This window comes from Sphingomonas sp. (assembly GCF_019749955.1).
Lineage (GTDB): Bacteria > Pseudomonadota > Alphaproteobacteria > Sphingomonadales > Sphingomonadaceae > Sphingomonas.
In genome coordinates this window covers 82,148-108,693 of the sequence record NZ_JAIEPC010000011.1, presented here as the reverse complement: position 1 = coordinate 108,693, position 26,546 = coordinate 82,148, and the positions used below count along the sequence as shown (strand labels likewise).

The 26,546-nt window shown below is 64.4% G+C and carries 25 protein-coding genes; 8 read left to right on the top strand and 17 right to left on the bottom strand.

What is annotated here, in order from left to right:
* Both K2W81_RS03800 and K2W81_RS03795 read right to left on the bottom strand, forming a co-directional pair.
* On the bottom strand, nt 1-2,250 hold the full coding sequence (locus K2W81_RS03800; protein ID WP_294101515.1) for a TonB-dependent receptor: 2,250 nt from the start codon (nt 2,248-2,250) through the stop codon (nt 1-3).
* Between the two features lie 106 nt (nt 2,251-2,356).
* Nucleotides 2,357-2,740 (bottom strand): hypothetical protein, encoded by a 384-nt coding sequence (locus K2W81_RS03795; protein ID WP_294101512.1) that lies wholly within the window; start codon nt 2,738-2,740, stop codon nt 2,357-2,359.
* A 92-nt stretch (nt 2,741-2,832) separates the two neighbouring features.
* Between K2W81_RS03795 and K2W81_RS03790 the strand changes: the two genes are divergently transcribed.
* Nucleotides 2,833-3,168, top strand: coding sequence for a hypothetical protein (locus K2W81_RS03790; RefSeq protein WP_294101510.1), 336 nt, complete (start codon nt 2,833-2,835; stop codon nt 3,166-3,168).
* A gap of 10 nt (nt 3,169-3,178) precedes the next feature.
* Here the strand turns inward: K2W81_RS03790 and K2W81_RS03785 are convergent, their stop codons facing one another.
* Genes K2W81_RS03785 through K2W81_RS03770 form a run of 4 tightly spaced genes read right to left on the bottom strand, consistent with a single transcriptional unit; the run spans nt 3,179 to nt 7,439 of the window.
* Nucleotides 3,179-3,562, bottom strand: a complete 384-nt coding sequence (locus K2W81_RS03785) for a type II toxin-antitoxin system VapC family toxin (RefSeq protein ID WP_294101507.1) — start codon at nt 3,560-3,562, stop codon at nt 3,179-3,181.
* Complete coding sequence (locus tag K2W81_RS03780; protein ID WP_294101505.1) at nt 3,559-3,819, bottom strand: type II toxin-antitoxin system Phd/YefM family antitoxin; 261 nt, start codon at nt 3,817-3,819, stop codon at nt 3,559-3,561. Before K2W81_RS03780 ends, K2W81_RS03785 begins: the two co-directional genes overlap by 4 nt.
* A 49-nt stretch (nt 3,820-3,868) precedes the next feature.
* The gene (locus tag K2W81_RS03775; RefSeq protein WP_294101503.1) at nt 3,869-6,142 is read right to left on the bottom strand and encodes an ATP-dependent helicase; all 2,274 of its coding nucleotides are present in this window, start codon (nt 6,140-6,142) and stop codon (nt 3,869-3,871) included.
* 52 nt (nt 6,143-6,194) lie between these two features.
* Nucleotides 6,195-7,439 carry a glycosyltransferase gene (locus tag K2W81_RS03770; protein WP_294101500.1) on the bottom strand — a complete coding sequence of 415 codons (1,245 nt, stop codon included), beginning with the start codon at nt 7,437-7,439 and terminating at the stop codon, nt 6,195-6,197.
* A gap of 176 nt (nt 7,440-7,615) precedes the next feature.
* Between K2W81_RS03770 and K2W81_RS03765 the strand changes: the two genes are divergently transcribed.
* The 3 genes from K2W81_RS03765 to K2W81_RS03755 all read left to right on the top strand — a co-directional run bounded on the left by K2W81_RS03765 (nt 7,616) and on the right by K2W81_RS03755 (nt 10,646).
* A complete protein-coding gene (locus K2W81_RS03765; RefSeq protein ID WP_294101497.1) occupies nt 7,616-8,002 on the top strand; it encodes a nuclear transport factor 2 family protein in 387 nt (128 codons plus the stop codon).
* A gap of 51 nt (nt 8,003-8,053) precedes the next feature.
* A complete protein-coding gene (locus K2W81_RS03760) occupies nt 8,054-9,703 on the top strand; it encodes an inorganic phosphate transporter (RefSeq protein ID WP_294101494.1) in 1,650 nt (549 codons plus the stop codon).
* A gap of 130 nt (nt 9,704-9,833) precedes the next feature.
* Nucleotides 9,834-10,646 (top strand): flagellin, encoded by an 813-nt coding sequence (locus tag K2W81_RS03755; RefSeq protein ID WP_294101491.1) that lies wholly within the window; start codon nt 9,834-9,836, stop codon nt 10,644-10,646.
* A 24-nt stretch (nt 10,647-10,670) separates the two neighbouring features.
* Here the strand turns inward: K2W81_RS03755 and rsmD are convergent, their stop codons facing one another.
* On the bottom strand, nt 10,671-11,210 hold the full coding sequence (gene rsmD, locus K2W81_RS03750) for a 16S rRNA (guanine(966)-N(2))-methyltransferase RsmD (protein ID WP_294101489.1): 540 nt from the start codon (nt 11,208-11,210) through the stop codon (nt 10,671-10,673).
* A complete protein-coding gene (locus K2W81_RS03745; RefSeq protein WP_294101484.1) occupies nt 11,210-12,265 on the bottom strand; it encodes a pseudouridine synthase in 1,056 nt (351 codons plus the stop codon). The genes rsmD and K2W81_RS03745 overlap by 1 nt, the downstream gene beginning before the upstream one ends.
* A 155-nt stretch (nt 12,266-12,420) precedes the next feature.
* Here K2W81_RS03745 and K2W81_RS03740 point away from each other — a divergent pair, with 155 nt between their 5' ends.
* The gene (locus K2W81_RS03740) at nt 12,421-12,825 is read left to right on the top strand and encodes a response regulator (protein WP_366932201.1); all 405 of its coding nucleotides are present in this window, start codon (nt 12,421-12,423) and stop codon (nt 12,823-12,825) included.
* On the opposite strand, the gene K2W81_RS03735 is transcribed toward K2W81_RS03740, so the two are convergent.
* On the bottom strand, nt 12,822-13,964 hold the full coding sequence (locus K2W81_RS03735) for an aromatic ring-hydroxylating dioxygenase subunit alpha (protein WP_294101480.1): 1,143 nt from the start codon (nt 13,962-13,964) through the stop codon (nt 12,822-12,824). The genes K2W81_RS03740 and K2W81_RS03735 overlap by 4 nt on opposite strands.
* Nucleotides 13,965-14,026: 62 nt before the next feature.
* Here K2W81_RS03735 and K2W81_RS03730 point away from each other — a divergent pair, with 62 nt between their 5' ends.
* On the top strand, nt 14,027-15,343 hold the full coding sequence (locus tag K2W81_RS03730; protein WP_294101478.1) for an MFS transporter: 1,317 nt from the start codon (nt 14,027-14,029) through the stop codon (nt 15,341-15,343).
* Nucleotides 15,340-16,092, top strand: a complete 753-nt coding sequence (locus K2W81_RS03725) for a tetratricopeptide repeat protein (protein ID WP_294101475.1) — start codon at nt 15,340-15,342, stop codon at nt 16,090-16,092. The genes K2W81_RS03730 and K2W81_RS03725 overlap by 4 nt, the downstream gene beginning before the upstream one ends.
* A gap of 133 nt (nt 16,093-16,225) precedes the next feature.
* On the opposite strand, the gene K2W81_RS03720 is transcribed toward K2W81_RS03725, so the two are convergent.
* From K2W81_RS03720 to K2W81_RS03685, 8 genes are all read right to left on the bottom strand, one after another.
* Entirely contained in the window at nt 16,226-17,548 is a 1,323-nt protein-coding gene (locus tag K2W81_RS03720; protein ID WP_294101473.1) for a folylpolyglutamate synthase/dihydrofolate synthase family protein, read from the bottom strand.
* A gap of 27 nt (nt 17,549-17,575) precedes the next feature.
* Entirely contained in the window at nt 17,576-18,433 is an 858-nt protein-coding gene (accD, locus tag K2W81_RS03715) for an acetyl-CoA carboxylase, carboxyltransferase subunit beta (RefSeq protein ID WP_294101471.1), read from the bottom strand.
* The gene (gene trpA / locus K2W81_RS03710) at nt 18,430-19,230 is read right to left on the bottom strand and encodes a tryptophan synthase subunit alpha (protein ID WP_294101469.1); all 801 of its coding nucleotides are present in this window, start codon (nt 19,228-19,230) and stop codon (nt 18,430-18,432) included. Before trpA ends, accD begins: the two co-directional genes overlap by 4 nt.
* Before the next feature lie 208 nt (nt 19,231-19,438).
* The gene (locus K2W81_RS03705; RefSeq protein ID WP_294101466.1) at nt 19,439-19,726 is read right to left on the bottom strand and encodes a hypothetical protein; all 288 of its coding nucleotides are present in this window, start codon (nt 19,724-19,726) and stop codon (nt 19,439-19,441) included.
* A complete protein-coding gene (trpB, locus tag K2W81_RS03700; RefSeq protein WP_294101463.1) occupies nt 19,726-20,955 on the bottom strand; it encodes a tryptophan synthase subunit beta in 1,230 nt (409 codons plus the stop codon). Before trpB ends, K2W81_RS03705 begins: the two co-directional genes overlap by 1 nt.
* A gap of 11 nt (nt 20,956-20,966) precedes the next feature.
* On the bottom strand, nt 20,967-21,605 hold the full coding sequence (locus K2W81_RS03695) for a phosphoribosylanthranilate isomerase (protein ID WP_294101460.1): 639 nt from the start codon (nt 21,603-21,605) through the stop codon (nt 20,967-20,969).
* A gap of 38 nt (nt 21,606-21,643) precedes the next feature.
* A complete protein-coding gene (locus K2W81_RS03690) occupies nt 21,644-22,240 on the bottom strand; it encodes an isoprenylcysteine carboxylmethyltransferase family protein (protein WP_294101457.1) in 597 nt (198 codons plus the stop codon).
* Between the two features lie 58 nt (nt 22,241-22,298).
* Nucleotides 22,299-23,966, bottom strand: a complete 1,668-nt coding sequence (locus K2W81_RS03685) for a M1 family metallopeptidase (protein WP_294101455.1) — start codon at nt 23,964-23,966, stop codon at nt 22,299-22,301.
* Between the two features lie 130 nt (nt 23,967-24,096).
* Between K2W81_RS03685 and lon the strand changes: the two genes are divergently transcribed.
* The gene (lon, locus tag K2W81_RS03680) at nt 24,097-26,523 is read left to right on the top strand and encodes an endopeptidase La (protein WP_294101452.1); all 2,427 of its coding nucleotides are present in this window, start codon (nt 24,097-24,099) and stop codon (nt 26,521-26,523) included.
* The last annotated feature ends 23 nt before the right edge of the window (nt 26,524-26,546 follow it).

The window sequence follows — 26,546 nt, the reverse complement described above, 5'->3', positions numbered from 1 at the left end:
TCAAAGTTGCCAGTGCAACTCCGCGACGAAGCTGCGTTGGGGGAAGGGGTGAAAGATGAAATATTTGGCGCCTGTGACATTGTCGACACCAAAGGCGAGCCGCCACTGCTTCGCCACGCGGAAGCTCGCGCGCAGATCGACCACGGTGTAACCGTCGAAGCACTGGAAGGTATTGGCCACAGGATCACTGTTGTCGATCGTCCCGAAGGATCGGCTGGCGTGGCGCAGCGCCGCCGTCAGCGCTGTGGCATCGTCGGGACGCCAGGTCGCGACCAGCGTCGCCTTGCGCGTCGGCAATTGCGGCGGGCGCTTGCCGATTGCCGCCGGGAAGGCAGTGTTGGCGCGGATGCGCGGATCGATCAGCGTCAGGCTGCCCGAGACGTCGAAGCGCGGCAGCAGATCGGATTGCTGAAACGCCAGTTCGAGCCCGCGCGTCAGCACCCGATCGACATTCTGGACATAATTGAACAAGGTCGTCGACCCCGGCACCAGCGGCGCGCTTTGCGACAGCAGCGCGTCCTTGATCTCTTCATTGAACAGCGACAGCCGGACGTAGCGCCCGTCGGGGCCATACTGCACGCTGATTTCTTCGGAGAGCGCATTTTCGGGGCGCAAATTGGGGTTGGGTGACGTGATCGTCGGCCCCGTGGTCACTGCCTGATAGAGCTCGCTCACCGTCGGGAAGCGATAGGCCTGACCGAAGGAAGCGCTCAGCCGCCAGTCGGGCGTCGCCTGCCAGTGCAGCGATGCTTTGGGCGAGAAGCGATTGGCCGAAAGTTGCGGCTGGTTGACCGCAAAGGCGGGCGTTGCTGCAAAGTTGAAGCCGTCGCTCGCGCGCCACCACTCATAGCGCCCGCCGACCGTCAGCGTCAGTGTCGGCACGATCGCCCAGGCATCCTGCAGCCACAGCGCATCGGTCTGGGTGCGGCCGCGGGAGGCCTGGTTGAGCGCGCCCTCGCTGCCGATCCGCCAGTCGGATGTCGTGTAGCGATTGCTGGCCAGCGTGAAGCGGTCGCGGTGATAGCCGAAGCTGATCACGTGATTGCCGGGTCGCCACGCCGCCTTGGCGTCGATTGTCGACCAGCCGGTGCCGTCGAGCCGTATGATGTTGCCTGCGCCGCCCGTAAAGCCAGCCGGCAGCGCGGCAGTCGGCACGCGTTGCACGTCCTTGGCGAAATCGAACAACGTCGCGATGATCTGCCAGTCGAAACGCTCGCCATCACCCGTCAGCGACAGCGATTGCGACCAATGACGCTGGGCAACGGTATAGACGTTGTTTGAAAAGGTGCTGGCTGGCACCGAATAGGCAAAGCCGCCGATGTTGAAGTTGCCCGCATAGGCCGGCGTCCCGCTGGCAGTGAAGGCATAGGGTTCGGCCGTGGCCTGGGTATCGTTGACGAACAGCCCGCCGACATAAACGAGGTGCATGTCGAGCGGCAGGTTGAGCGCCGCCTTGAACTTGAAGAAGCTCTGCTGCTGCGATTCGATCCCAGTGGCGCCGAGCACGCGGATCGGCTGGCCCGCGCGGTTGAGATCGTCGAAACCGCCCGTGGTCGGCGTACCGGTGGTGCTGGTGTTCGCGGGACGGAGTGCGGTGGCATAGGCCAGCGGCTGCGCGCGGCTCGACACATGGCTAGCGCTGGCGAAGATCGCGAGCGGGTCGAACCGGTCACCAATCGTGCCGCCGATCGAATAGCTCGGCAGCACTTGTGACGTGGCATATTGGTCGAAATTCTGGACGCTCACGCCACCGTCGACGCTTGCTTCGAGCTTGTCGGGCAATCGCGTGGTGATGTTGACCACCGCGCCGATCGAATTGCCCGGATAGGCCGCCGAGAATGGGCCGTAGAGCACATCGATCCGGCTGATTTCCTGCGGGCTGACGAGCTGCCAGCGCGGGCTGGCGCTGGTGTTGTTGTTGCCGATCAGCGCCGAGAGCAGCGCGCCATCGGCATAGATCAGGCTGCGTGCGCTGGCGCCGACGCCCGAGGTGCGCGTCGCGAGCGGTGACTGGGTGTCGCCGATATGGCGTTTGCGCACGACCAAGCTAGGCAGATATTTGAGCGTATCCTCGACATTGACCGCGTTGATCGTGGTCTGGATTTGCTCGGCAGTGACGCTCGCGCGCGTGTTGGGCGCCTGCTCGATCGCGGCGGCTTCGCGCTGCGCGACAACCAGCACATCGTCGTGGCGCTTGGCGTCATGGCCTTCGCCGTCTTCGGCAAGGGCGGCGGTAGGGAGAAGCAGCAACGCAAGCGCAAGGCGCGACGCGCCCGCATGATGAATAGACATGGGGAATTTCCGTTCGCTTGACGGTCAGCAGAGCCGTCCTCAGCGCGAGGACAGCGACGGCAAGTCAGCGAAGGGTAGGGGGTCCGGTCTTGGGCGGTGGCGGTGCGGCGAGGCCTAGCCCTGGGCGCAGATCGCCGCTGGGGGCCATCGGCGCAGCGGGGGCGGCGCGCAGCACGAGCGCATCGCCGCTCGGGACGGGCGCCGGTGCGGCGACATGCGCGGCGGCGAAGACGCAAGGGTGGCCGGCCTTGTCGGCTTTGCCGTCAGGCTTGGCGGGAACACCCGGTAGCGGCATCGTCATCGGGCCGCTGCCCGAACAAATCACGATCGTTGGCCCGGCCGAGCCTTCGTCGACCATGAATCCCGTCGGCACGGCCACGCGGCACACCAACGCAAGCGTGGCGAACAGCACCGCAAGCTGGTGCCCGGTGGGGAGGCCGAAGCGCATGGAGCGCGCGGGCTACGCGAGCGTCCGCCAAATCGCAAGCGGCGCGGTGATCATGCTTGCTGCGTCGCGGCGAAATACTTTATTGTGCGCGCATGAGCAGCAGCCCCGACACCGCGACGCCGACCGGACCCGTGCCGACGATATTGGAAGCGATCGTGCGCCGACTGTGCATCGTCGTGACCTATAACCGCCAGCGCGTCGTTCTGGCGCCGCACATCCTCTACACCCGCCACGGCGAGCTGCACATCGACGCGGTCGCCGTCGAGCGCGACGGCAAACCGCCCCGCGAAGCCAAGATCGGCACCTATCGCCTGACGGGCCTCAACGACATCGAAATCACCGACCGCGCATTCTTCGCGATCGAGGGGTTTGATCCGGCGGGGGCGCTCTATCAGGGCGAAACGCTACTGGCGGTCGATCGGGCGTAAGGCGTCAGCGTTAGATCGCCGCAGTAATGTCGGTCTGCGCGAAGTCGCCGCCGGCAAAAAGCAACGGGCAGTCGAATTCCTTCGCAATCGCATAGGCAAAGCTGTCGCCAAAATTGAGCGCCGCCGGGTGAAATCCTTTGCCCCAACGGCGATAGGCATCGGCGGCCGCTCGTGCCCGCGCTTCGGTAAGCGGCACGATCGTCGGTCGCAGCGCCGCGAGAAATCCCTGTGTCACGCCCAGCACGCCTTTGCCGGTCGCAACGATGAGCAGCTCGGTCAGCGAACCCGCCGACAGCACCAGCTCCTCGTCGCTGTCCATCGCGTTTCGGCAGGCCGTTCCCGCCGCCTCGCCCAGCAAGACGGCAAAGATCGCCGACCCATCGAGCGCGATCACGCGGGCAGACCGCTTTCGTCATACAGAAAATCGGCCATGTTGGCGCCGGTCATGTCTTCAAGTCCGGGGTGGGCTTTGAGCGCACCAAAAAAGCTGTCGAGTGCCTGACGTCGCTGGGGTCGAACATCGTCGGCAACGATCGGGACGAGCTTGGCCGCAGGCGCGCCGCGCCGGGTCAGAATGACTTCATCACCCGCCTCGGCGCGACGGACGAGATCGGTGAGCTGTGCCTTGGCATCCGAAACCGAAATGTGCATGAGTCATCCTTTAGACCAAAGACATAGTCCAACTCGGCGCAAAACGCAATTAGCCGATCGTCACAAAACTGTCGATCACCCGCTTGCGGCCCGCATCCTCGAAGTCGATCTCGAGCTTGTTGCCTTCGATTTCGGCAATCGCCCCATAGCCGAACTTCTGGTGGAACACGCGCATGCCGACGCTGAGGTCGGCGCGGCCCTTGTTTCCCAGGCTAACGGCGGAGGCGCGCGCTTCGACCACGCGCGCGGGTTCGCGCACGAAGCTGCCGCCCGCCGCGCGTTGCCAGCCAGGGCCGCGTCCCGTGCCGCGGGCGACATCGGCGAAGGGGTCGGCGCGTTCGGACCAGTTGGCGCGCCACAGGCTTTCGCCGCCGGCCATGCTGCTTTCGGACTCGATGTGCGCAGGCGGCAATTCGCCGACGAAACGGCTCGGGATGCTCGATGTCCACTGGCCGTAGATGCGGCGATTGGCGGCATGCAGGATTACGGCCTTCCGGCGCGCGCGCGTAATCGCGACATAGGCGAGGCGGCGTTCCTCTTCGAGGCTGGCGGTGCCGCCTTCGTCGAGCGCGCGCTGTGACGGGAACAGGCCTTCCTCCCAGCCGACGAGGAAGACATTGTCATATTCGAGGCCCTTGGCGGCGTGGATCGTCATGATCGTCACCTTGGCCTCACCGGCATTGGCCTCGTCATCCATCACAAGGCTGACGTGCTCGAGGAACGCGCCGAGCGTTTCATACTCCTCCATCGCGCGGACGAGTTCGGTGAGGTTTTCGAGTCGGCCTGATGCCTCCACCGATTTCTCGGCCTGAAGTGTGCCGGTGTAGCCGCTTTCGTCGAGGATCTGCCGCGCGAGATCGGGGTGGGGCAGGTCGTTCGCCATTTGCCGCCAGCGCGCGAGATCGAGCACGAAATTGCCGAGACTGCGGCGGGCTTGCGGGGTGAGCTCGTCGCTGTCGAGAATGCGGGCGGCCGCTGTCGTCAGCGGCACGCCGGTCGCGCGCGCGAGCATGTGGAGCTTGGCAACCGCCTTGTCGCCGAGCCCGCGCTTGGGGACATTGACGATCCGCTCAAACGCCAGATCATCGGCCGATTGGTGGACGATGCGCAGATAGGCGAGCGCGTCCCTGATCTCCATCCGCTCGTAAAAGCGCACGCCGCCGACAATCCGATACGGCATGCCGATCGCGATAAAGCGGTCTTCGAACTCGCGTGTCTGGTGCTGCGCGCGCACGAGAATCGCGATCTTGTCGAGGCTGGTCCCTTGCCGCTGCGCGCTCTCAATCTCCTCGCCGACGCGGCGCGCTTCTTCGGGGCCGTCCCACACGCCGATGACACGGACTTTTTCGCCCGATTCCTCGGCGGTCCACAATGTCTTGCCGAGCCGCCCGCTGTTATTGGCGATCACGCCCGAGGCGGCGGCGAGAATATGCGGCGTCGACCGGTAATTTTGTTCGAGCCGGATTATCTTGGCGCCGGGAAAATCGCGCTCGAACTTCAGGATATTTTCGACCTGCGCACCGCGCCACGAATAGATCGACTGGTCGTCATCGCCGACGCAGCAGATGTTCTTGCGCGCCTGCGCGAGCAGCCTCAGCCAGAGATATTGGACGGTGTTGGTGTCCTGATACTCGTCGACCATGATGTAGCGAAAGCGCTGCTGATATTGCTCCAGCACGGCGGGCTCGCGCTTCAGGATCGTCAGCACGTGCAGCAGCAGATCGCCGAAATCGCACGCGTTCAGCGCCGCCAGCCGCGCCTGATAGGCCGCGTAAAATTCCTGCCCGCGCCCGTTGGCAAAGCCTTCGCGGTCACCTGCGTCGAGATCGGTGGGGACCATTCCGCGGTTCTTCCACCCGTCGATCATCCCGGCGAGCTGGCGCGCGGGCCAGCGCTTCTCGTCGAGATCGGCGGCGATGATGAGCTGCTTGAGCACGCGCAATTGATCATCGGTATCGAGAATCGAGAAATTGGCTTGCAATCCGACCAGTTCGGCATGCCGCCGCAGCATCTTCGCGCCGATGGCGTGGAATGTGCCGAGCCACGGCATCCCTTCGACTGCGTCACCGACCAGCCGCCCGACGCGCTCGCGCATTTCGCGCGCGGCCTTGTTGGTGAACGTCACCGACAGGATTTCGCTGGGATAGGCTTTGCGCGTGTAGAGCAGATGCGCGAGCCGCGCCGTCAGCGCCGCCGTTTTGCCGGTGCCTGCCCCCGCGAGCACGAGCACCGGGCCGTCGCTGGTGAGCACCGCTTCGCGTTGCGGCGGGTTGAGCCCGCGCAAATAGGGGGGATCGTCGGGTGAAGGCGCAGGCAGAGTCATTCGCGAACGATTAGGGAACGTGCGCGCCCGGGGCAACCGTCGAATATGGCGGTCAGCGCCGCGCCGTTTGCGCGACCAGTTTGCGCATCAGCGCGAGATAATCGGCCGCGCCTTGCTCAAGCGTGAAGTGGCGAGCGTGTTCCAGTGCCGCTTGATGATCACGTTGGTTGCGTGGCGCTTCCGCCATCGCCGCCGCCAGCGCCACCTCGTCGCCGACGGGCACAAGCTGCCCGAAGACGCCGCCCCTCACCAGATCGCGCATGCTCACGCTGCAGTCGGTCGCGACGACGGCAAGATTGGCCGCGATTGCCTCGATCAGAACGGCGGGGACGCCTTCATAATCCGACGACATGACGAAGACATCGGCATCAACCAGCCAAGTCGTCAGATCGCTGACATGGCCCGGCATCGCAACGCGATTGGCGATCCCCAGCGTCGTCGCGAGGGTTTCCAAGATCGGTCGCTCGGGACCTTCGCCCAGGATGGTCAGCCGGTCGGCGGGCGTTGCCATGCGGCCAAAAGCCCGCAACAGCAGCGCGAAATTCTTCTGCGGCTTCATCCGCCCGATCGCGACAAAATGCCGCCCCGCGCTCGCGTTATCGCGTGCGACATGAATGCCGGCAAAGCGCGCCAACTCGCTGCGGCGTAAAATGGGATCGTTGACGATGGCGATCCGATCGCGATCAAGGCCGGTGGCGCGCGCAATTTCGTCGGTCATTGCCGGGGCCATGCCGACATAGCAATCGATGAAACCCGCCTGCGCCCGCAGCCAGCGATGATAGCAGAAGCGCAGCACCGGCCCCATGTCGCGCCGATCAAGGTCGTTACTCACCTTGGCGACAATCGGCGGGCAGGCGCGCCCGAGGATCAGCTTCATGCCGACCGAGACCGAGCTATAAGTATTGCCTGCGCAGAACAGGACGTCGGGTCGCTCGCGCCGAATGATCGCAGGCAAGTGGCGCAGCATCCAGGCGAGTTGCGTGCGGCGATTGATGTGCTCGCCACCCGGTATGATTTCGTACGGCAGGTCGCGGGCCAGTCCCTTGATCCCGGCGTGCGCGGTATCGCTGTTGCGGCCAATAACCAGCCGGACATCGGCGCCCAATTCATGCCACGCGTTGTTGAGCCGCATCGCAACGCGTTCGACGCCGCCGGGATCGAAACTGTGCAGGAACGTCAGGATTTTGAGCTGCCGTGCCGGTGTTGAGTCCTGATCTTGCCGGTCAGCATCGTCCGTCCACGCCGACAGGGCGTTTGGCGGGGGCGCCGACACGCTCGACAAATTATTCAACGACATTGGCGCAGCGCCTTAGGATGTTCGGACCGGTTGAGAATTAGGAGAATCGGATTACGCGCCACGGCGCACCATAGACAAGCCCGACCACAGCCTTGATAACGTCGCGGGCACGCAAACGGGTTAGCTGCGGCGGATCAGTCGACGGGCTGGGCCGAGTTTGGGGGGAGTAAGGCGATATGGCAGCCGCAATTGATCACTGGCACCGGCTGATGGACGCGCGCGATGCAGCGGGGCTCAATGATCTGATTGCCGATGACTGCGTCTTTCAGTCACCCGCCGTCCACAGCCCGCAAATCGGCAAGGCGCTGACGGTCAAATATCTGAGCGCCGCGCAGCAAGTGCTCGGCACGCCGAGCTTTCGTTATGTCGAGGAATGGATTGGTGAGCATTCCGCCGTGCTCGAATTCACGCTCGATCTGGACGGTATCCACGTCAACGGCGTCGACATCATCCATTGGAACGCTTACGACAAGATCACCAATTTCCGCGTGATGATCCGCCCCGTCAAGGCGCTGCAGGCGGTGATGCCGGCGATGGCCGCTGTGCTCGCGGCGCAGGGATGACGCGAGCAACCGTCATCGCTTTGACACACTAGGCAGGCAACGGCATTAGCCATGGCATCTTCCCCGATTAGCGCAACCGGCGGCGCCGCCGTTCCACCCGAGCGGCCCGAGCTCGATCGCGGGTTGCCATCCGCCGGTCGCTGGCTGTTTCTCGCCACGCTGGTGGGCGGGGCGATCTATGCCGGGTTCAGCGTGATGACCGATACGGCGCAGGTCGGCGAACAGCTTGGCGCTGGCGTGCTGGTATTCCTCGCGCTGGCGCTGCTGATCGCGCTCGGTTTCGAATTCGTGAACGGGTTTCACGATACCGCCAATGCGGTCGCGACGGTTATCTATACCAATTCGATGCCAGCGCCGGTCGCGGTCGTCTGGTCAGGGCTGTTCAATCTGCTTGGGGTGCTGTTGTCGAGCGGGGCCGTCGCCTATTCGGTGGTGACGCTGCTGCCGGTCGAGCTGATCCTGAATGTTGGCAGCAATGCCGGTTTTGCGATGATTTTTGCGCTGCTGCTGGCGGCGATCCTGTGGAATCTCGCGACCTGGTATGTCGGCCTGCCCAATTCATCGAGCCATGCGTTGATCGGCTCGATCCTGGGGGTCGGTTTTGCCAATCAGCTCCTGTCGGCCGGCACCGGCGGCACCTCGGGCGTCGAATGGGGGCAAGCGCAGAAGGTGCTGACGGGCCTGCTCATCGCGCCGGTGGTCGGCTTTGTCGGCGCGATGGTGTTGCTGTTCGTGATGAAGGCAATCCTGCGCAATCCGAAGCTTTACGAGCGTCCTGCCGCCAATGAGCCGCCGCCGACCGGTATTCGGGCGGTGCTGATCTTCACTTGCACTGCCGTCAGTTTCGCCCATGGCGGCAACGACGGGCAAAAGGGCATGGGGCTGATCATGCTGATCCTGATCGGCTGCGCGCCAACTGCCTACGCGCTCGACCGGACCCTTAGCGCGCGCGATACCGCAGCCATCGTCGTGCAGGCCAATGCCGCCGCTGATTCATTCAATGGCCGCGCAGGGACGGCGAGTGTCACCCCGGGCGCAGCACGCGAGGTGCTGGCGAGCGCATTGAAGACCAAGTCAGCGAGTGATCCGGTCGTCTATGCCGCGCTCGGCACCGTCGCGCGCGATATCGGCGCCCGGCTCGCGCAGCATGGCTCGCTCGCCGATGTGCCTGCCGCGGAGACTGCCAAGCTGCGCACCGACATGTATCTGACGCTCGACGCCAGCAAGCTCGCGCTGAAGAGCGACAAGGATCATGCGATCTTCAACGACGCCGATCGCAAGGCTGTCGAGGGCTATCAAAAAGGCTTGGAGAAGAGCACGCGCTTCATCCCGAACTGGGTGAAGATTGCGGTCGCGATTTCGCTGGGCCTCGGCACGATGGTCGGCTGGAAGCGGATTGTCGTCACCGTGGGTGAGAAGATCGGCAAGACGCACATGACCTATGGCATGGGTGCATCAGCCGAGATGATGGGAGCAACGACCATCCTGCTCGCGGAAGTGTTCGCGATGCCGGTTTCCACGACTCATATCCTGTCATCAGGCGTCGCCGGGGCAACGGTGGCGAGCGGCGCCGGGCTGCAAGCGTCGACGATTCGCAACATGGCGCTGGCCTGGGTGCTGACCTTGCCTGCGGTTATGGCATTGGCGGGTGGGCTTTATTGGCTGTTCCTCAGCATCGCCCGGGCTGCCGGTACGGCCTAAGAATCATTGAAATTCAAGCATTTTGATTCCGTAAAGCTGCGTTAACGGCATCTTTACCAACTCAGGTGATATTCCATCTACCACGAAAGGCGGCCTTGCGGGTCGTCTGGTCACTTGGGGGTGTCATTTTATGACGGTCATCGGAACTAACGTCGCCGCGCTCAAGGCGACCAATGCAAACAACCGCGCGACTGCTGCCACGCAGACGAGCATCGAACGCCTGTCAACCGGCAAGCGCATCAACTCCGCGAAGGACGACGCCGCCGGCCTCGCCATTTCGTCAAACTTCACCGCGCAGATCCGCGGCCAGACTCAGTCGATCCGCAATGCCAATGACGGCATCGCGCTGTCGCAGACGGCTGACGGTGCGCTCGGCGAAGTGTCCAACATTTTGCAGCGGCTGCGCGAACTCGCGGTTCAGTCGGCTTCGGGCACCTACAGCAATGGTGATCGCACCAACCTGCAGGCCGAAGTGACCCAGCTGACGGCGCAGATATCCGACATTCAGACGAAGACGAACTTCAACGGCGTGCTGCTGCTGAACACCGCTGCTTCGACGATCGACATTCAGACGTCGTCGTCGGCGGGTGACATCGTGACGCTGAACTTTGGTGGGCTTGATCTGGCGGCGGCAGTTGCCTCGAACTTGTCGACCGCTGCGGGTGCCAATACGGCGCTCGGCGTGCTCGACACGGCGATCTCGGCGGTCAACACGACGCGTGCTACCTTGGGTGCCGGCCAGAGCCGCCTCCAGTCGGTGGTCAACAACCTGACCAACAATGTCGCCAATCTGACCGACGCACGCAGCCGGATCGAAGACGTCGACTTCTCGACCGAAACGACCGAACTGGCGAAGTCGCAAATCCTGTCGCAGGCTTCGAATGCGCTTCTGGCGCAGGCGAACCAGAGTCAGCAGGGCGTGCTCCGTCTCCTGCAGCAGTAATCCGACCCAAAGACCAGCCGACGATCAGGCCGCACGCCGCAGCAAGGTAATTCTCGCCTTGCCGTGGGTGCGGCTTGCGTCGATGTCGAAGCCGTCGATATCGAGTTCTTCGTTGAACGCGGTTTCGACGCTGACCCAAGTCCCCGCGCCGATCCAGCCGAGCCGGGTGAGCTTGTCGAGCGCCACCGCGCCCGCGCCCGAACCATATGGCGGGTCCATCATCACCACATCGAGCGGCGCCGTCGCGAGCCCGAGCCCCAGTACCGACATCGCGCGGACATCGCCGGTCGCGCCGAGCTTCGCCAGATTTGTGCGGAGTGCGTCGATCGCGGCGCGATCCTGTTCGACGAACAGGCAGCTCGCGGCACCGCGCGACAGCGCCTCAATCCCCAGCGCGCCCGATCCCGCAAAGAGATCGGCGGCGGCGAGGCCCTCGAAACTGCCCAACCGACTCGTCAGCATCGAGAACAGCGCCTCGCGCGTGCGATCCGCCGTGGGGCGCGTCGTGTCGCCCTTGGGCGCCACAAGCTGTCGCCCGCGCCATTGCCCGGCAATGACGCGCATCAGGATTTCGGCCGCGACGGGCGCGCATCGCCGGGGCGGCGTGAGCGTTTGGGCCGGGCAGGGCGCGCGGTGATCGTCCCGGTTGGCCGCTCGGTGCGCTTGCTGGTGGCGCGTGGCGCTTCAGCATCGCCGGGGCGGCTCGGCTGTTTGCGCGGCGGGCGCTTGGGGCGCTCGGTGGCTACGGCCGGCGCAGCAGCAGGCCGACCGCGTCGGGCGGGCGCGGCGACCGGTGCGGGTGCTGCGCGTGGCGCCGGTGCTTTGCGCGTCGCATCGACACGTTCGGGCGAGGGGCCTTTGGTGGGATCGCGACGGAAGCCGATGACGTCATGCTGCCGCACTTCGCCAATCTCCCCGGGTTTCAGATCGCCGAGCAGGAAGGGCCCGTAGCGGGTGCGGATGAGGCGTGAGACCTTCAGCCCCAGAAACTCAAGCACCCGACGCACTTCGCGGTTCTTGCCTTCGGTCAGGATCATTTCGACCCAGACATTGGCGCCGGTGCGCCGTTCGAGATTGGCATTGATCGAGCCGTAGCGCACGCCTTCGATCTCAACGCCCTCGATCAATTCCTCGAGCTGCGCCTGGCTGACCTGGCCATAGGCACGCGCGCGATAGGCACGTTCGACGCCGGTTGAGGGGAGTTCGAGCTGGCGCTTCAACTCGCCGTCAGTGGTGAGCAGCAGCAACCCTTCGGTATTGAGGTCGAGGCGCCCGACGGGCACGAGGCGCGGCAAATCCTTCGGCAATTGGTCATAGATCGTTCGCCGCCCCGCCGGATCGCGCTCGGTGACGAGCAGGCCGCTCGGCTTGTGGTAGAGGAACAGCCGCGCCGGGGCAGGGGCCTCGACCGGTGCGCCATCGACGGTGACGCCGCGCAGCGAGGTCAGGATCGTCGCCGGCGTTTCGACCGGCTTGCCGTCGAGCGCAACGCGCCCGTCGGTAATCATGCGTTCAATCTCGCGACGCGAGGCGATGCCCGCGCGCGCGAGCAATTTGGCAATGCGGTGTCCGGCGCGGGGGGCGGACGAGGACGACGAAGGGGATGTCGGGACAGTCACCGGGTGCTGATACAATCAATTGCCGCAATTGCTCAAAATATTTGCGGCTTGGCTGGCGTCCGAGCGTTACGGTTGTGTAGGTTCGCAGCGGCAGGGGAACCACAGGGGCGCAAGGGTGGCGGATCGCAATGTTGTTCGGGCGGAAAAAGCGTGTCGTGGAACGGTTGCTGATCGTTGAGGATGAGCCGCTGATTGCCTTTGATAACGAGAGATTTCTGGGCGACGAAGGCTATGTCGTCGTTGGCACTTTCGACTGTGTCGCCGATGCCGTTGCGCTGATTGCGAGCGGCGCGTCGATCGATCTGGTATTGTCGGACATTAGCCTCGCCGATGGCAGCGGGCTCGATGTCGCACGCGCCGCTAGCGCGGCAGGGCTGCACGTGTTGTTCGTGACGGGCGATTGCCCGGCGGCGGCGCACGGGCTGGGCCTCGGCTGGCTCGCCAAACCCTATGCGCTGCGCAACCTGACCCAAGCGATAACGATCATCGATCAGTTGGTGCAGGGCGAGACGCCCAAGCGATTGCCCGAGGGGCTGACCTTGTTCAAACGCGAGGCCTAAAGCCGCGCTTCGACGCCATTGTGGAAATGGCGAATGCCCGTCTCCAGCGTGCCGAGCGTGATGCGCTGAATGGCGCCCGAGGCGAGCCCTTGCTGCCCGAGCGCGGCGGCGCGGAAATCTTCGCCTGCAAACACACCGCCGTCGAGCAGCGCCCAGCTCCGCTCCCAATGATCGCGCGCTTTGTCGGTCGCGGGAGGGGCGGGGATCAGCATGAAATCCTCGACCAGCACTTCGCCCGCCGATTGCGGCATCATCACCATCAGGTTGATGTAATCGGGGCTGACGATCAGCACGGTGCCGGGAAACATCTGATAGGTATAGGTAATCGCGGCGCGGAGTTGGCCCCAATCGCCGCGCGCCGCCGCGATCAGATCGGCTTCGCGCCCGACCGCCGATCGCTGGTGCGGGCCGATGGCGTCGCCGGTGGTAACCCCGTCCTTGAAGAATTTGCCGATCGTCGCGGCATGCAGCCGCTGGACATGATAGCTTTCCAGGAAAGCATCCATGATCAGCTTCCAGTTTGCCGCGACGCGGTGGGTGCGGCGGCGAAAGAGATGCTGTTGGGCAAGCCCGAAAGCGTCGAAATCATCGCCGAGCGCGCGGGCTTCGGTGAAATCGGCGGCGTCGTCGAACGCGAACCAGATCAACCCGCCTGCCTCGACCGTCGGCAAGCGCTTGAGCCCGAAGTCGGCCTTGTCGAGCCCCGGGAAGCTGTCGGCGCGCGGCATGCTCACCAGCGCGCCGTCAAGCGCATAGCTCCAGGCGTGATAAGGGCAGATGAGGCGCGGCGCGCAAACCGGCGCCTCGCCCTCAACCAGCCGCGTGCCGCGGTGCTGGCAGACGTTCAGGAAGACATGCGCGGTGCCACTCTTGTCCCGCGTGACCAGCAGCGGCTTGCCGAAACCGTCGTGCGGGACGGCCATGTTTGGCTCAGGCAGCAGCGCGGAGGGCGCGATCACCAGCGGGACCTTGGTGAAGATGCGCTCCTGCTCCGCAGCGTGACGCTCGGCGCTGGTATAGGCTGCGGCATCGACATTGGTGATGCCTGCCGCCGAGCGCGTGCCGCCGCTTGCCAAGCGTTCAGCGAGCGCCAGTTGCCCCGGCGTTGGTCGCAAGCCTTCGAGAACGGGCGCGTTCATGGCTGTCCTTCTCCTGTTTTGCGGCTAGTGTCGGCCTGAATCGGGGCGGGAGCAAGTGGCGGATGAACGTGGCGCGCGAGAGTGACTGGTTGGCGGGCGTGCGGCCCTATGTCGAAAAGGCACCGCTTGCCGCCTTCTTCCTCGGCGTGTCGTCGGGTTTTCCCTATGCGATGATCGGCGCGACGCTGACGAGCCGTCTGGCGCAGGATGGCATCGACAAGAAAACGGTGACCGCGTTCACGCTCGGCTTCCTGATCTATAACCTCAAGCCGCTATGGGCGTGGATGGTCGATGGCGTGCGGATTCCGCTGATTGGGGGGCTGGGCCAGCGGGTGTCGTGGCTGATCTTCGCGGGGCTGCTGGTGATTGCGGCCGTCGTCAATCTCGCGCTGGTCGATCCCAAGGCGGACATCGGCGCGACGGTGATGGCGGCCATTCTGGTCGGCTTTGCCGGGGCGACCTTTGATATCGTTATCGACGCCTATCGGATCGAGACGCTCAAACCCTATCAGCTCGGTGTTGGGTCGGGGATGACGCAATATGGCTGGCGGATCGGATCGGTCGCGGCGGGCGCGCTTGCACTGGTGCTCGCGGCGCGGATCGGCTGGAGCGGTGCCTATCTGGCCTGCGCCGCGTTTGCCCTGCCGGCGATGCTGACCGGCTTGATCATGGGCGAGCCCGAGCGGCATCGTGAGCCCGTGACGCGGCGCGGCGTCGGCGACATCGCTGCGTCGATCATCGGCCCGTTCACCGAATTCTTCCAGCGACAGGGCGCGTTCATCGTCCTGATTTTCATCCTGATTCACAAAATTGGCGACACGCTGGGGCAAATCGTGTTGCGGTTGCTGCTGAACGATACCGGGTTCAGCAATGACGAGATCGCCATCTACGATATCGGCGTTGGGTTCTGGGCGTATCTGATCGGCATCTTTATCGGCGGCGCGCTTTATGCCTCGCTCGGGATGAAGCGGTCGGTGCTGCTCAGCCTGATCCTGATGGCGGTATCGAATGCGAGCTTCGCGTTGCTCGCGGGCGCGGGGCACAGCGTCTGGGGACTCGCTGGCGCGATCGGCTTTGAGAATATCGCGAGCGGCATCGGCGGCGTGACCGTGATCGCTTATTTTGCAGCGCTTTGTGATTTGCGCTTCACCGCGTCGCAATATGCTTTAATTTCAGCAGCATCGAGCATCGTCGGTCGGTTGCTCACCGCGACTACGGCGGGCGCACTGGTCGAACAATTTGGCTATGTCGCCTTTTACTGGATGACCACGGTGGTCGCTTTCCCCGGCGTGTTGCTGTTCTGGTGGATGATCCGGACCGGCCTTGTCGACCAGTCGATCGGTACTGCGGGCGAGGAACCGGTCGAGGGCGAGGCATGATCCTCTACCTCCTCGTCCTCGCGATTCAGGTCGCTTGCGTGGTGGATGTGATCCGCAACGGGCGCAATCAGCTGTGGATCATGGCGCTCGTCTTCCTGCCGGGCGCGAGCACCATTGCTTATGTGCTGATCGAGGTGCTGCCGCGCATTCAGGGCAATCGCCATGTCCGCACGGTGCGCGCGCAGGTGGAGGCCAAGCTCGACCCCGAGCGCGATTTGCGCGCAGCACGTGATGCGCTGGGGCTGGCTGATACGATCGCCAATCGGATCCGGCTAGCCGATGCTTTGGTCGGACTTGGTCGCCATGACGAAGCCGTGCCGCTTTATCGCGAGGCGCTCGACCGTACGCCCGATGCCGATGCGCGGACCGAGGCAAAGCTCGCCGCCGCGTTGTTCGAGACCGGCGAAAGTGGCGCGGCGCGCGAATTGCTCGACGCGATCACGCCGCCGTCGACGCAGAGCGACCGCGACCGGCTGACACTCCTGCGCGCTCGTGTGCTGACCGAGCTGGGCGAAGCCGATGCGGCGCTGGCGCTCTACGCCGATATCGTCACGCGCATGCCCGGCGAGGAAGCGCGCTGCCGCTATGCCGCGCTGCTGCTCGATCAAGGCTATGAGCCCCGCGCGCGCGCCGTGCTGGAGGAAGTCGAATCGCGGATGCAGCGGCTCGATCGCACCCAACGCGCCGCCGACGCCGAGATGTACAAATGGGCGAGCGACAAGCTGCGCGCGCTGCGAGCGGCGGGTTAGGTCGGGATGACTTTGGACTGAATCACCACCCATCCGCTCGTTTCGAGCGAAGTCGAGAAACGCTTGCGCGCCGCCTTTGGCCTGTTTCTCGACTTCGCTCGAAACGAACGGGGGAAGGTAAAGTCATCATTCTCTAGGTCGGCGTCTGGCCATTGGCGGCGAGCACGCTGCCCGCCAGATACAGTGTCCCAACGATCAGCACGACGGGTGGATTGGCCGGATCGGCGCGGTCGGCGATGACGTTCAGCGCGTCTTCGACATTGGTCGCGGTGCTGGCGTTGATCCCGAAATCGCTGGCAATCGCGGCGAGCCCTTCGGGGGCATGATGCGCATGGTCGGGCACCGGCACGGCCTGAAGTGTGCGGGTGAAAGCCGCGAAGGGGGCAAGCAGGCCGCGCGCATCCTTGTTGACCAGCATGCCGACAATCAGATGCACCGGATGCCCGCCAGCGCGCAGCCGCAGCGCCGTACTGACCGAGGTCGCCGCGGCAGGATTATGTCCACCGTCGAGCCACAGCACGCTGCCCGGCGGCAGCAGATCGGTGAGCGGTCCGGCGCTGAGCAATTGCATCCGCGCGGGCCATTCGGCCCATTCAGCCGCCGCGCGATAGGCCGACGCTGGAATCCTGAGAGCGCGCTGATGCCGTAGCATGGCGATGGCGAGTCCCAGGTTCTCGGGCTGATGCGGGCCAGCGAGGCGGGGCAGGCCGGTTTCGACGACGCCGTCGCGATCCTCGTAGCGGACCGATCCGCCGACCTTGAGCTGCCATCCCGTTCCGCAGGCACTGACGGGCGCGCCCGCGCGTGTCGCGACATCGGTGACGCGCTGGGTGACGCTGGGGCCATAACGCATCGTCACCAGCGGCACGCCGGGTTTGGCGATACCCGCTTTCTCGCCCGCGATTTGCTCGATCGTGTCGCCGAGAAAGGCCTGATGGTCGAGGCCGAGCTGCGCGATTCCGGTGGCGATCGGGCGCTCGATCACATTGGTTGCGTCGAGCCGCCCGCCCAGCCCGACTTCGATGATACAGGCATCGGCGGGTGTGCGACTGAACGCGAGGAACGCGGCCGCCGTCGTCACTTCGAAGAAGCTCGCGCCGATATCACCGCCGGCGTCGAGCACTTCGGCGAGCAGCGGCGCGAGGGCGTCGTCCTCGATCAGCCGACCGGCCACGCGAATGCGTTCGTTGAAGCGCACCAGATGCGGGCTGGTATAAACATGCGCCGTCAGCCCCGCCGCTTCGATCGCGGCGCGCAGGAAGGCGCAGGTCGATCCCTTGCCATTGGTCCCCGCGACATGCAGCACGGGCGGCAGCGCGCGCTGCGGATTGCCGAGCCGATCGAGCAACGCAGTGATCCGCTCCAGCCCCAAGATGTCCGCGCCGGGCGAGAGTGCCCATAACCGGTCGAGCTGGGCCTGTACCGCGGGCGATGTCGAGCGCGCATGATCAGCCATGACGGGTGTCCGAAGGCGAAACCGGCGTTACGCCGCCTGCTTCACGCACAGATAATCGATCAGCTTGCCAAGCGTTTCGGGCAATTCCCTGCGCGCCTTGACCATGTCGATCATCCCGTGCGCGAGCAGATATTCCGATGTCTGGAAATCATCGGGCAGCTTTTCGCGGATCGTGTTTTCGATCACGCGGCGGCCGGTGAAGGCGAGCGTTGCCTTGGGTTCGGCAATCTGGACGTCGCCCAGCATCGCATAGGCCGCCATCACCCCGCCCGAGGTCGGATCGGTCAGCACGACGATATAGGGCAGGCCCGCGTCGTGGAGCATCTGGATCGCCACGGTGCTGCGCGGCATCTGCATCAGCGAAAGAATGCCTTCCTGCATGCGCGCGCCGCCCGATGCGGTGAAGATGATATAGGGGCATTTGTCGGCAATCGCCGCCTGCACGCCCGCGACGATCGCTTCGCCGACCGCGAGCCCCATCGATCCGCCCATGAAAGCGAAATCCTGCACGCCGACCACCGCCTTGCGCCCGCCGATCAGCCCGCGCGCGTTGAGCAGGGCGTCGGGCTCGCCGGTAGCAGCGCGCGCCGCCTTGATCCGGTCGACATAGCGTTTGGTGTCGCGGAACTTGAGCGGGTCTTCGGTGACGCGCGGCGGTGGCAGCACGGTGTGGATGCCGTCGTCGAAGGTATAGGCGAAACGCTCCTTCGGGCCGATCCGCTCGTGGTGCTCGCAGTGCGGGCAGACGTGGAGATTGTCGGCGAGTTCCTTGGTGAAGACGAGCTGCCCGCAGCCCTTGCACTTGTGCCACAAATTGTCGGGTGTGTCCTTCTTGGTCGGGACGACGAACGACAAAGCGTTGCGGACGCTCGAGAGCCAGGTCATATGGTTTCCTTGGCAATTTCCTTGGCAGCCGCGACGATCGCGGCCTTCAACGTGGCGATATAGGCGCGCACCGGCTCGGGCGCATCGGCGCCGTGCTGGGCAACGATCTCGACGATCGCCGATCCGACCACGACTCCGTCAGCAACGCGCGCAATCGCGCCGGCTTGCTCGGGGGTGCGCACGCCGAAACCGACTGCGATTGGCAAGTCGGTCGCGGCTTTCAGGCGCGCGACGGCGTCTTCGATGCTGGCTTGCGCGGCTTGCTGCAAGCCCGTGATCCCGGCGACCGAGACATAATAGAGAAACCCGCTCGCGCCATCGAGCACGGCGGGCAGGCGCGCGGTGTCGGTGGTGGGCGTGGCGAGTCGGATCGGTGCGATGTCGGCGGCACGGAGCGCGGCGGCGAGTTCGTCTTCCTCGGGCGGGAGGTCGACGCAGATTACGCCGTCGACGCCTGCCTTCGCGCAGGCGCGCGCGAACCACGCAGGTCCGCGCCGCAGCATGGGGTTGGCATAGCCCATCAGCACCAGCGGCACGCTCGGGTGGCGCGCGCGAAAATCGGTCGCGATCCGCAGGATGTCGTGGGTGGTGGTGCCCGCCGCCAGGCTGCGCAGGTTCGCCGCCTGGATCGCCGGGCCATCGGCCATCGGATCGGTGAAGGGCATGCCGAGTTCGATCACATCCGCGCCGCCCTCGACGAGCGCGTCGAGGATGGCGGGCGTAGGGCCATCACCCGCCGTTACGAAGGTGACGAGTGCCGCTCGGTTGGCGGAGAAGGCGGTGGAGAGGCGAGTCATCTTGACATGTAGGAACAAAGAGTGAACAATGATCCTCGCGAATCGGTTTGGCCGCTCTTTCTCATCGTTGAATTGCACAGCGCCGTCCCCCGCGCCCCGGCGAAGAGGGTCTTGCCACCGCGCCCGCACAAATTGGCCAGGATGATCTGGTCGGCGCGCATCGTCGGCGCGATCTTGGCGACCGCGCCAACACTATCGGCGAGTCGACTCACAAGGATGCTCGACGCCCATCCGGGACCAACATCAACCAATCGAGCGCGATTAACAGGAACGTACCGCCCACGCTCAGCGCCAGGAAATCCGGACGCAACGGAAGGTCGCTACCGGTTTCCAAAACCAACAAAACGGTGATCAATGCGACCAGATATTCGACACTTCTTTTCGCGTTCCCGGCGTATGAAGTTGGGGCTTCATGGGTTGTCAAAAGCCAAACCGATACCGGGAGAGCCACAACCACGCACAATAATGCCAATAAGAATGTTGTTGTATTGTCCATCACAGTGTCCTCCCCAGTGCTTCAGCTACAGTAAAAATGTCCTTGTCGCCGCGCCCGCACAAATTGGCCAGAATGATCTGGTCGGTGCGCATCGTCGGGGCGATTTTCGTCACCGCTGCAATCGCGTGGCTCGGCTCAAGCGCGGGGATGATGCCTTCGGTGCGGCAGAGCAGCTGGAACGCATCGAGCGCTTCGGTGTCGGTGGCGCTCGCATAATCGACCCGACCGATGTCGCGCAGCCACGCATGCTCCGGCCCGATGCCGGGATAGTCGAGCCCGGCCGAGATCGAATGGGCCTCGGTGATCTGGCCGTCTTCGTCCTGCAGCAGATAGGTTTTATTGCCGTGAAGCACGCCCGGCGATCCGCCCGCGAGCGACGCCGCATGTTCCTTGTCGAGGCCATGCCCGGCCGCCTCGACGCCGAGCATCTTGACGTCGGCGTCATCGAGGAAGGGGTGGAACAGCCCTATAGCGTTCGATCCGCCGCCAATCGCCGCGACCAGCAGGTCGGGCAGGCGGTCGATGCGGCTCAGCATCTGCGCGCGGGCTTCCTTGCCGATCACGCTCTGGAAATCGCGCACGAGCTCGGGATAGGGGTGCGGGCCGGCGGCGGTGCCGATGATGTAGAAGGTGTCGTGGACATTCGCGACCCAGTCGCGCAGCCCCTCATTCATCGCGTCCTTCAGCGTCGCCGCCCCGCTCGTCACCGGGCGGACTTCGGCGCCGAGCAGCTTCATGCGGAACACATTGGGCTGCTGCCGCTCGATATCGCGTGCGCCCATGTAGATGACGCACGGCAGGCCGAAGCGCGCGCAGACGGTGGCGGTGGCAACGCCATGCTGGCCCGCGCCCGTCTCGGCGATGATCCGCGTCTTGCCCATGCGGATCGCGAGCAGGATCTGGCCGATGCAATTGTTGATCTTGTGCGCGCCGGTGTGGTTGAGCTCATCGCGCTTGAACCAGACCTGCGCACCCATCCCCTCGGGCGCGCCCTTGCGCAGCTCCTCGGTCAGCCGCTCGGCGTAGTAGAGTGGGCTGGGGCGACCGACATAATGTTCGAGCAAATCGTCGAACTGGGCGTGAAAGGCGGGGTCGGCCTTGGCGCGTTTATATTCGGCCTCAAGTTCGAGCACGAGCGGCATCAGCGTCTCGGCGACATAGCGGCCACCGAACTGGCCGAAATGGCCACGGTCATCAGGCTGGGCCCGGAAGGAGTTTGGTGCGTTCATAGCTACGACGTTCATAAGTACGATAAGGCTTTAAGGAACGCGGCGATCTTGTCCACATTCTTGATGCCCGGCGCGGTTTCGAGACCTGACGACGCATCGACCAACTCGGCGCCGGTGATGCGCACTGCCTCCGCCACATTCTCGGCGGTCAGCCCGCCCGAGAGGGCCCAAGGCAGCGGATGGCGGTGGTCGCGCAGCAGCGACCAGTCGAACCGCACACCCATGCCGCCGGGCAGCAGCGCACCCTCGGGCGTCTTGGCGTCGTAGAGGATGCGATCGGCAGCGCCCGCGAAGGCTTGCGCGGTTTTCAAGTCTGCCCGCTCGCGGACCGCGACAGCACTCCAGATGTCGAGCCCGGTCCGCAGCTTCAGCCGCGCGGTGCGATCAGGCGCGGTCTTGTGAAGTTGCAGCGTTGTGAGGGCACCCGCTGCTATCGCCTGGTCGATCAAGTCGTCGTCGGGATCGACGAATACCCCGACTCGCCCGACGTGATCGGGCACGCGCGCCGCCAACGCCGCCGCGCGCGCGAAACTCAGGTGGCGCGGCGAAGGCGCGAAGAACATGAAGGCGATATGGCTCGCGCCGCCCTTGACGGCAGCGTCGGTCGTTTCGGGTGTGGACAGACCACAGATTTTCGCACGAACGGGCATCTGCGCGATGTAGTCCCGGCGGTCGGTTCCGTCACCTGCTAGATGATCCCGGGAATGAAGCGCGCGACGCGGGCGGCATAGGCATCATAGGCCGCGCCGAATTCTGCCCGCAGCACCTTTTCCTCGCTCGCGACGCGCATCCAGGTCGCGAAGGCATAGACCGGGAAGGCGATCAGCAGATTGGCCGCGCGGCCATAGGCAATCGCCATCGCGATCATGAACAAAGCCAGCGCGACATAAATCGGGTTGCGCACGAACGCGAACGGCCCGCCGGTGACCAGCGTCGCGTCGTCGCGGGTGCGCGCGACCAGCGCCCAGTTCTTGCCCATCGCCCGTGATGACCTGTCGAACAGCACGGCGGCGCTCAGCATCAGGATAAACACGATCGCGGCCTGCGTCAGCGCGAAGTATGCGTCGGGCGCGATGTCGACCTTCACGCGACCGGCGCCGGCGATGCCGATCCCGACGCCTTGCAGTGCAATCCAGAGGATCGATCGCCGATCACGTTGCCCATCGGCCGCCTTGGGTGCTTGCCGACCGCGCAGCCACGCCGCGAACAGCGCGCCAACGAAGAGCACGCCGCCGACCCCGAAGGCAATCAGGCCGGGTAGGCCGACGGGATAGTGCGCGAACATAGCAATCACCTCAGTGTGTATTGGCTATATAATACACAAGTGGCGGTCGCGGCAATCATCATCGCGATGCTTGGCGCTGCCACGCTTGCAGCGCCTCGACCGCGAGCGACCGCTTCAGGACGCGCGCGAACGGATCGACCACGATATGCGCGCCGTCGGGGACCGGCACGTCACCGATCCCACCGGTCATTTCCACCCGTACGATTCGATCGTCGATCTGGACTTCGACCGGCATCGGGAAGGCGGCAGCGTTCTTCCACGTCAACGCAAGCTTGCCCTCGCGCTGGACCGCAACCAGCTCAGGCAATGCTGCCTGCCGCAGATAGGTGTCGAAGAACCAGCGCAGGTCGCGCCCGCTTTCCTCAGCCACAATCCGCTCGAATTCGGTGGTCGAGCCGAAGCGCGGCGTGAAATTGCCCGGCTTGGGATCGGGCCGACCATAAACCATCCGCCGCACGCTGTCGAAAAACGCCTGGTCGCCGATCAGCCAGCGCAAAGTGTGGAGCGTCCACGCGCCCTTGTAATAAATGTCGCTCGCAGGCCCGCCCTTGGCCGTCTCATAGACCTCTTCTTCGGTCAGCACCTTGCCTGACACGAGCGGCGCGCGATTCTCGATCCGGTTGCGCTGGCCATCGAGCATTGTGGCATAGCGTGCCTCGCCCTCGCGCCAGCGGCCATAGAGCGGCTGCATATATTGGCCAAAGCCTTCGTGGAGCCAATAATCATCCCAGTTCGCGACCGTCAGCTGGTTGCCGAACCATTCATGCGCGAATTCATGCTGGAACAGCCAGTCGAACCCCTCGGCGGCCTTGGCATAGTGATTGCCATAGGCGTTGATCGTCTGATGCTCCATGCCGAGGTGCGGCGTTTCGACCACGCCGACTTTCTCGTCGCCAAAGGGGTAGGGACCGATCACGCTTTCGAAGAAGTCGAGCGTCGGCGCGAATTCGGCGAACAGCCCCTCCGCCTGCGCCTTTTCACCCGGCAAATACCAATAATACATCGGGATCGTGTTGCCGAAGCGGCTTTTGTAATTGCCCGAAATCACCTGATAGGGGCCGATATTCAGCGCGATGGCGTAGGTATTGGGGTGCTTGATCCGCCAATGCCAGGTTGATCGCCCGCCCGACAGCCGATCGGTGCCGAGCAACACGCCGTTCGACGGCGCCGACAGCCCCTTGGGCACGGTGATGTGCAGGTCAACGCGACCCGGCTCACCGGTCGGGAAGTCGAGGCACGGCCAGAACAGGTCGCAGCCATAGCCTTCGGCGGTCGAGGCGATCCATGGCTTGCCGTCCTTGGTCTTGGCCCAGACGAACCCGTCGTCCCACGGCGCATTGACCGCGACATGCGGGGTGCCGGCGTAGCGGATTTCGGCGGTGACGCGATCCCCGGTGGCGACAGCGCGAGGGAGGGTGATCGCCAGCTTGCCTTCGGGATTGCGCCACGCGCTTGGCGCCAAAGTCGCGCCGTCGATGCGAATGCGGCTGACGGGCAGGTTACGGTCGAGATCGACCACCAATCGCGTCAGCGGCGCGCGCGCGGTGAATACGAGCGTCGCCGTACCGACGATATTCTGGCGCTCGGGAAGCACTTCAATCGCCAGATCGGCGCTGTCGAAGCCGAGCGCGGCTTGCTCGGGATCGATCGGCCCACCTGAGCGCTGGGTTTGCGCCGTCAGTGGCGGTTGCCCCTTTTCGGGCGCGGGGGCGGCGGCGAGCAGCATCGGGATCGCCGCTAAGCCGATCCATCGGGCGGCAGAAAAGCGATCAACAACGAAACAGCAATTGATGGCGCGACCAGCCTTCCCATATAATGATGAATTGGCGTCCCGATCGGGCGCCGTCGGAGATCGCATGACCACCACTTTCCCAGTATTGCCGCTGCGCGACATCGTTGTTTTCCCGCATATGATCGTGCCGCTGTTCGTCGGGCGCGACAAGTCGGTTGCCGCTCTGGAAGCGGCGATGGGCGAAACCAAGGAGATTTTTCTCGTCGCCCAGCTCGATCCGGGCGAGGATGACCCCGATCGCGACGATTTGTACGATATTGGTGTCACTGCCACCGTGCTGCAACTGCTGAAGCTGCCCGACGGCACGGTCCGCGTGCTCGTCGAAGGCAAGCAGCGCGCGCGGCTGACCGATCTGCAATCGAGCGACGGCCATCTCGTCGCCGACATCGAGTTGCTTGAGGGCGATGCCGGCGGCGACGAGCTGACCGCGCAGGGCGAGCACGTCAATCGCGAAGTCACCGCGCTCGTCCGATCGGTGATCGACCAGTTCGAAAGCTATGCCAAGCTCAACCGCAAGCTGCCTGCTGAAACGGCGGTGCAGCTCAGCGAGATCGAAGACCCGTCGCGGCTCGCCGACTCGGTCGCCGCCAACATCCAGGTCAAGGTTGCCGACAAGCAGGCGCTGTTGATGGAGCAAGACCCGCGCAAGCGGCTCGAGATGGTGCTGGCTTTCATGGAAGGCGAACTCGGCGTGCTGCAGGTCGAAAAGAAGATCCGCAGCCGCGTGAAGCGCCAGATGGAGAAGACCCAGCGCGAATATTATCTCAACGAGCAATTGAAGGCGATTCAGCGCGAACTCGGCAATGAGGGCGAGGAGGGCGAGGGCGACGAAATCGCCGAGCTGACGCAGAAAATTGCGACGCTCAAGCTGTCGAAGGAAGCACGCAGCAAGGCGACCGCCGAACTCAAGAAGCTGAAGACAATGGCGCCGATGTCGGCTGAGGCCACCGTCGTGCGCAACTACCTCGACGTGCTGCTCGGCTTGCCCTGGGGCAAGAAGTCGAAGCTCAAGAAGGACATTGCCGCCGCGCAAGCCGTGCTCGACGAGGACCATTATGCGCTCGAAAAGGTCAAGGACCGGATCGTCGAATACCTCGCGGTGCAAGCGCGCACCAACAAGCTGAAGGGGCCGATCCTGTGCCTCGTCGGCCCGCCCGGTGTCGGCAAGACCTCGCTGGGCAAGAGCATCGCCAAGGCATGCGGGCGCGAATTCGTGCGCCAGTCGCTCGGCGGCGTGCGCGACGAGGCCGAAATTCGCGGCCACCGCCGGACCTATATCGGTTCGCTGCCGGGCAAGATCGTCACCAATTTGCGGAAAGCAGGGACCAGCAACCCGCTGTTCCTGCTCGACGAAATCGACAAGCTCGGCCAGGATTTCCGCGGCGATCCGGCGTCGGCGCTGCTCGAAGTGTTGGACCCCGAACAGAATAACAAGTTCCAGGACCATTATCTCGAAATCGACATCGATCTGTCGGACGTGATGTTCGTGACGACCGCGAACACGCTCAACCTGCCGCAGCCGTTGCTCGACCGGATGGAGATCATCCGCCTCGAAGGCTATACCGAGGATGAGAAAGTCGAGATCGCCAAGAAGCATCTGCTGCCCAAGCAGATCGAAGCACATGGCCTGAAGGACGAGGAATTCGTTTTCACCGATGAGGCGCTGCGCGACCTGATCCGCTATTACACGCGCGAAGCCGGGGTGCGCACGCTCGAACGCGAGATCGCCAAGGTTGCGCGCAAGGCGCTGCGGCGGATCCTGGAGGGCAAGGACACGCGCGTCGTGGTCGCGCCCGACAATCTCGCCGAATTCTCGGGCGTGCAGAAATATCGCTTCGGCATGAGCGAGGAAGAGCATCAGATCGGCGCGGTAACGGGCCTTGCCTGGACCGAAGTCGGCGGTGAGCTGCTGACGATCGAGTCGGTGACGGTGTCGGGCAAGGGCGGCGTCAAGACGACCGGCACGCTCGGCGATGTGATGAAGGAATCGATCGAAGCGGCGATGAGCTTCGTCAAGGCGCGTGCGCCCTCCTATGGGATCAAGCCGAGCCTGTTCGCGCGCAAGGACATCCACATCCACTTACCCGAAGGCGCGGTGCCCAAGGATGGACCGTCGGCAGGCATCGGTCTGGTCACCTCGATCGTCTCGACACTGACGGGCGTGCCCGTCCGCCGGGATGTTGCGATGACCGGCGAAGTGACGCTGCGCGGCCGGGTGCTGCCGATTGGTGGCTTGAAGGAAAAGCTGCTCGCGGCGCTGCGTGGCGGCATCACGACGGTGCTCATCCCCGAGGACAACCGCAAGGATCTCGCCGAAATTCCGGCCAATATCCGTGAGGGACTCGAGATCATTCCGATCCGCCACGTCGATGAAGCATTGCGGCTCGCGCTGACCGAACCGCTCACCGCGATCGACTGGAGCGAAGCCGATGAACTTGCCGCACTGCCCCCGACGGGGGTGCCGCCGGTGAGCGCCGAGGTCCATCACTAGGTTTTTGGCGCATTTTTCGTCGG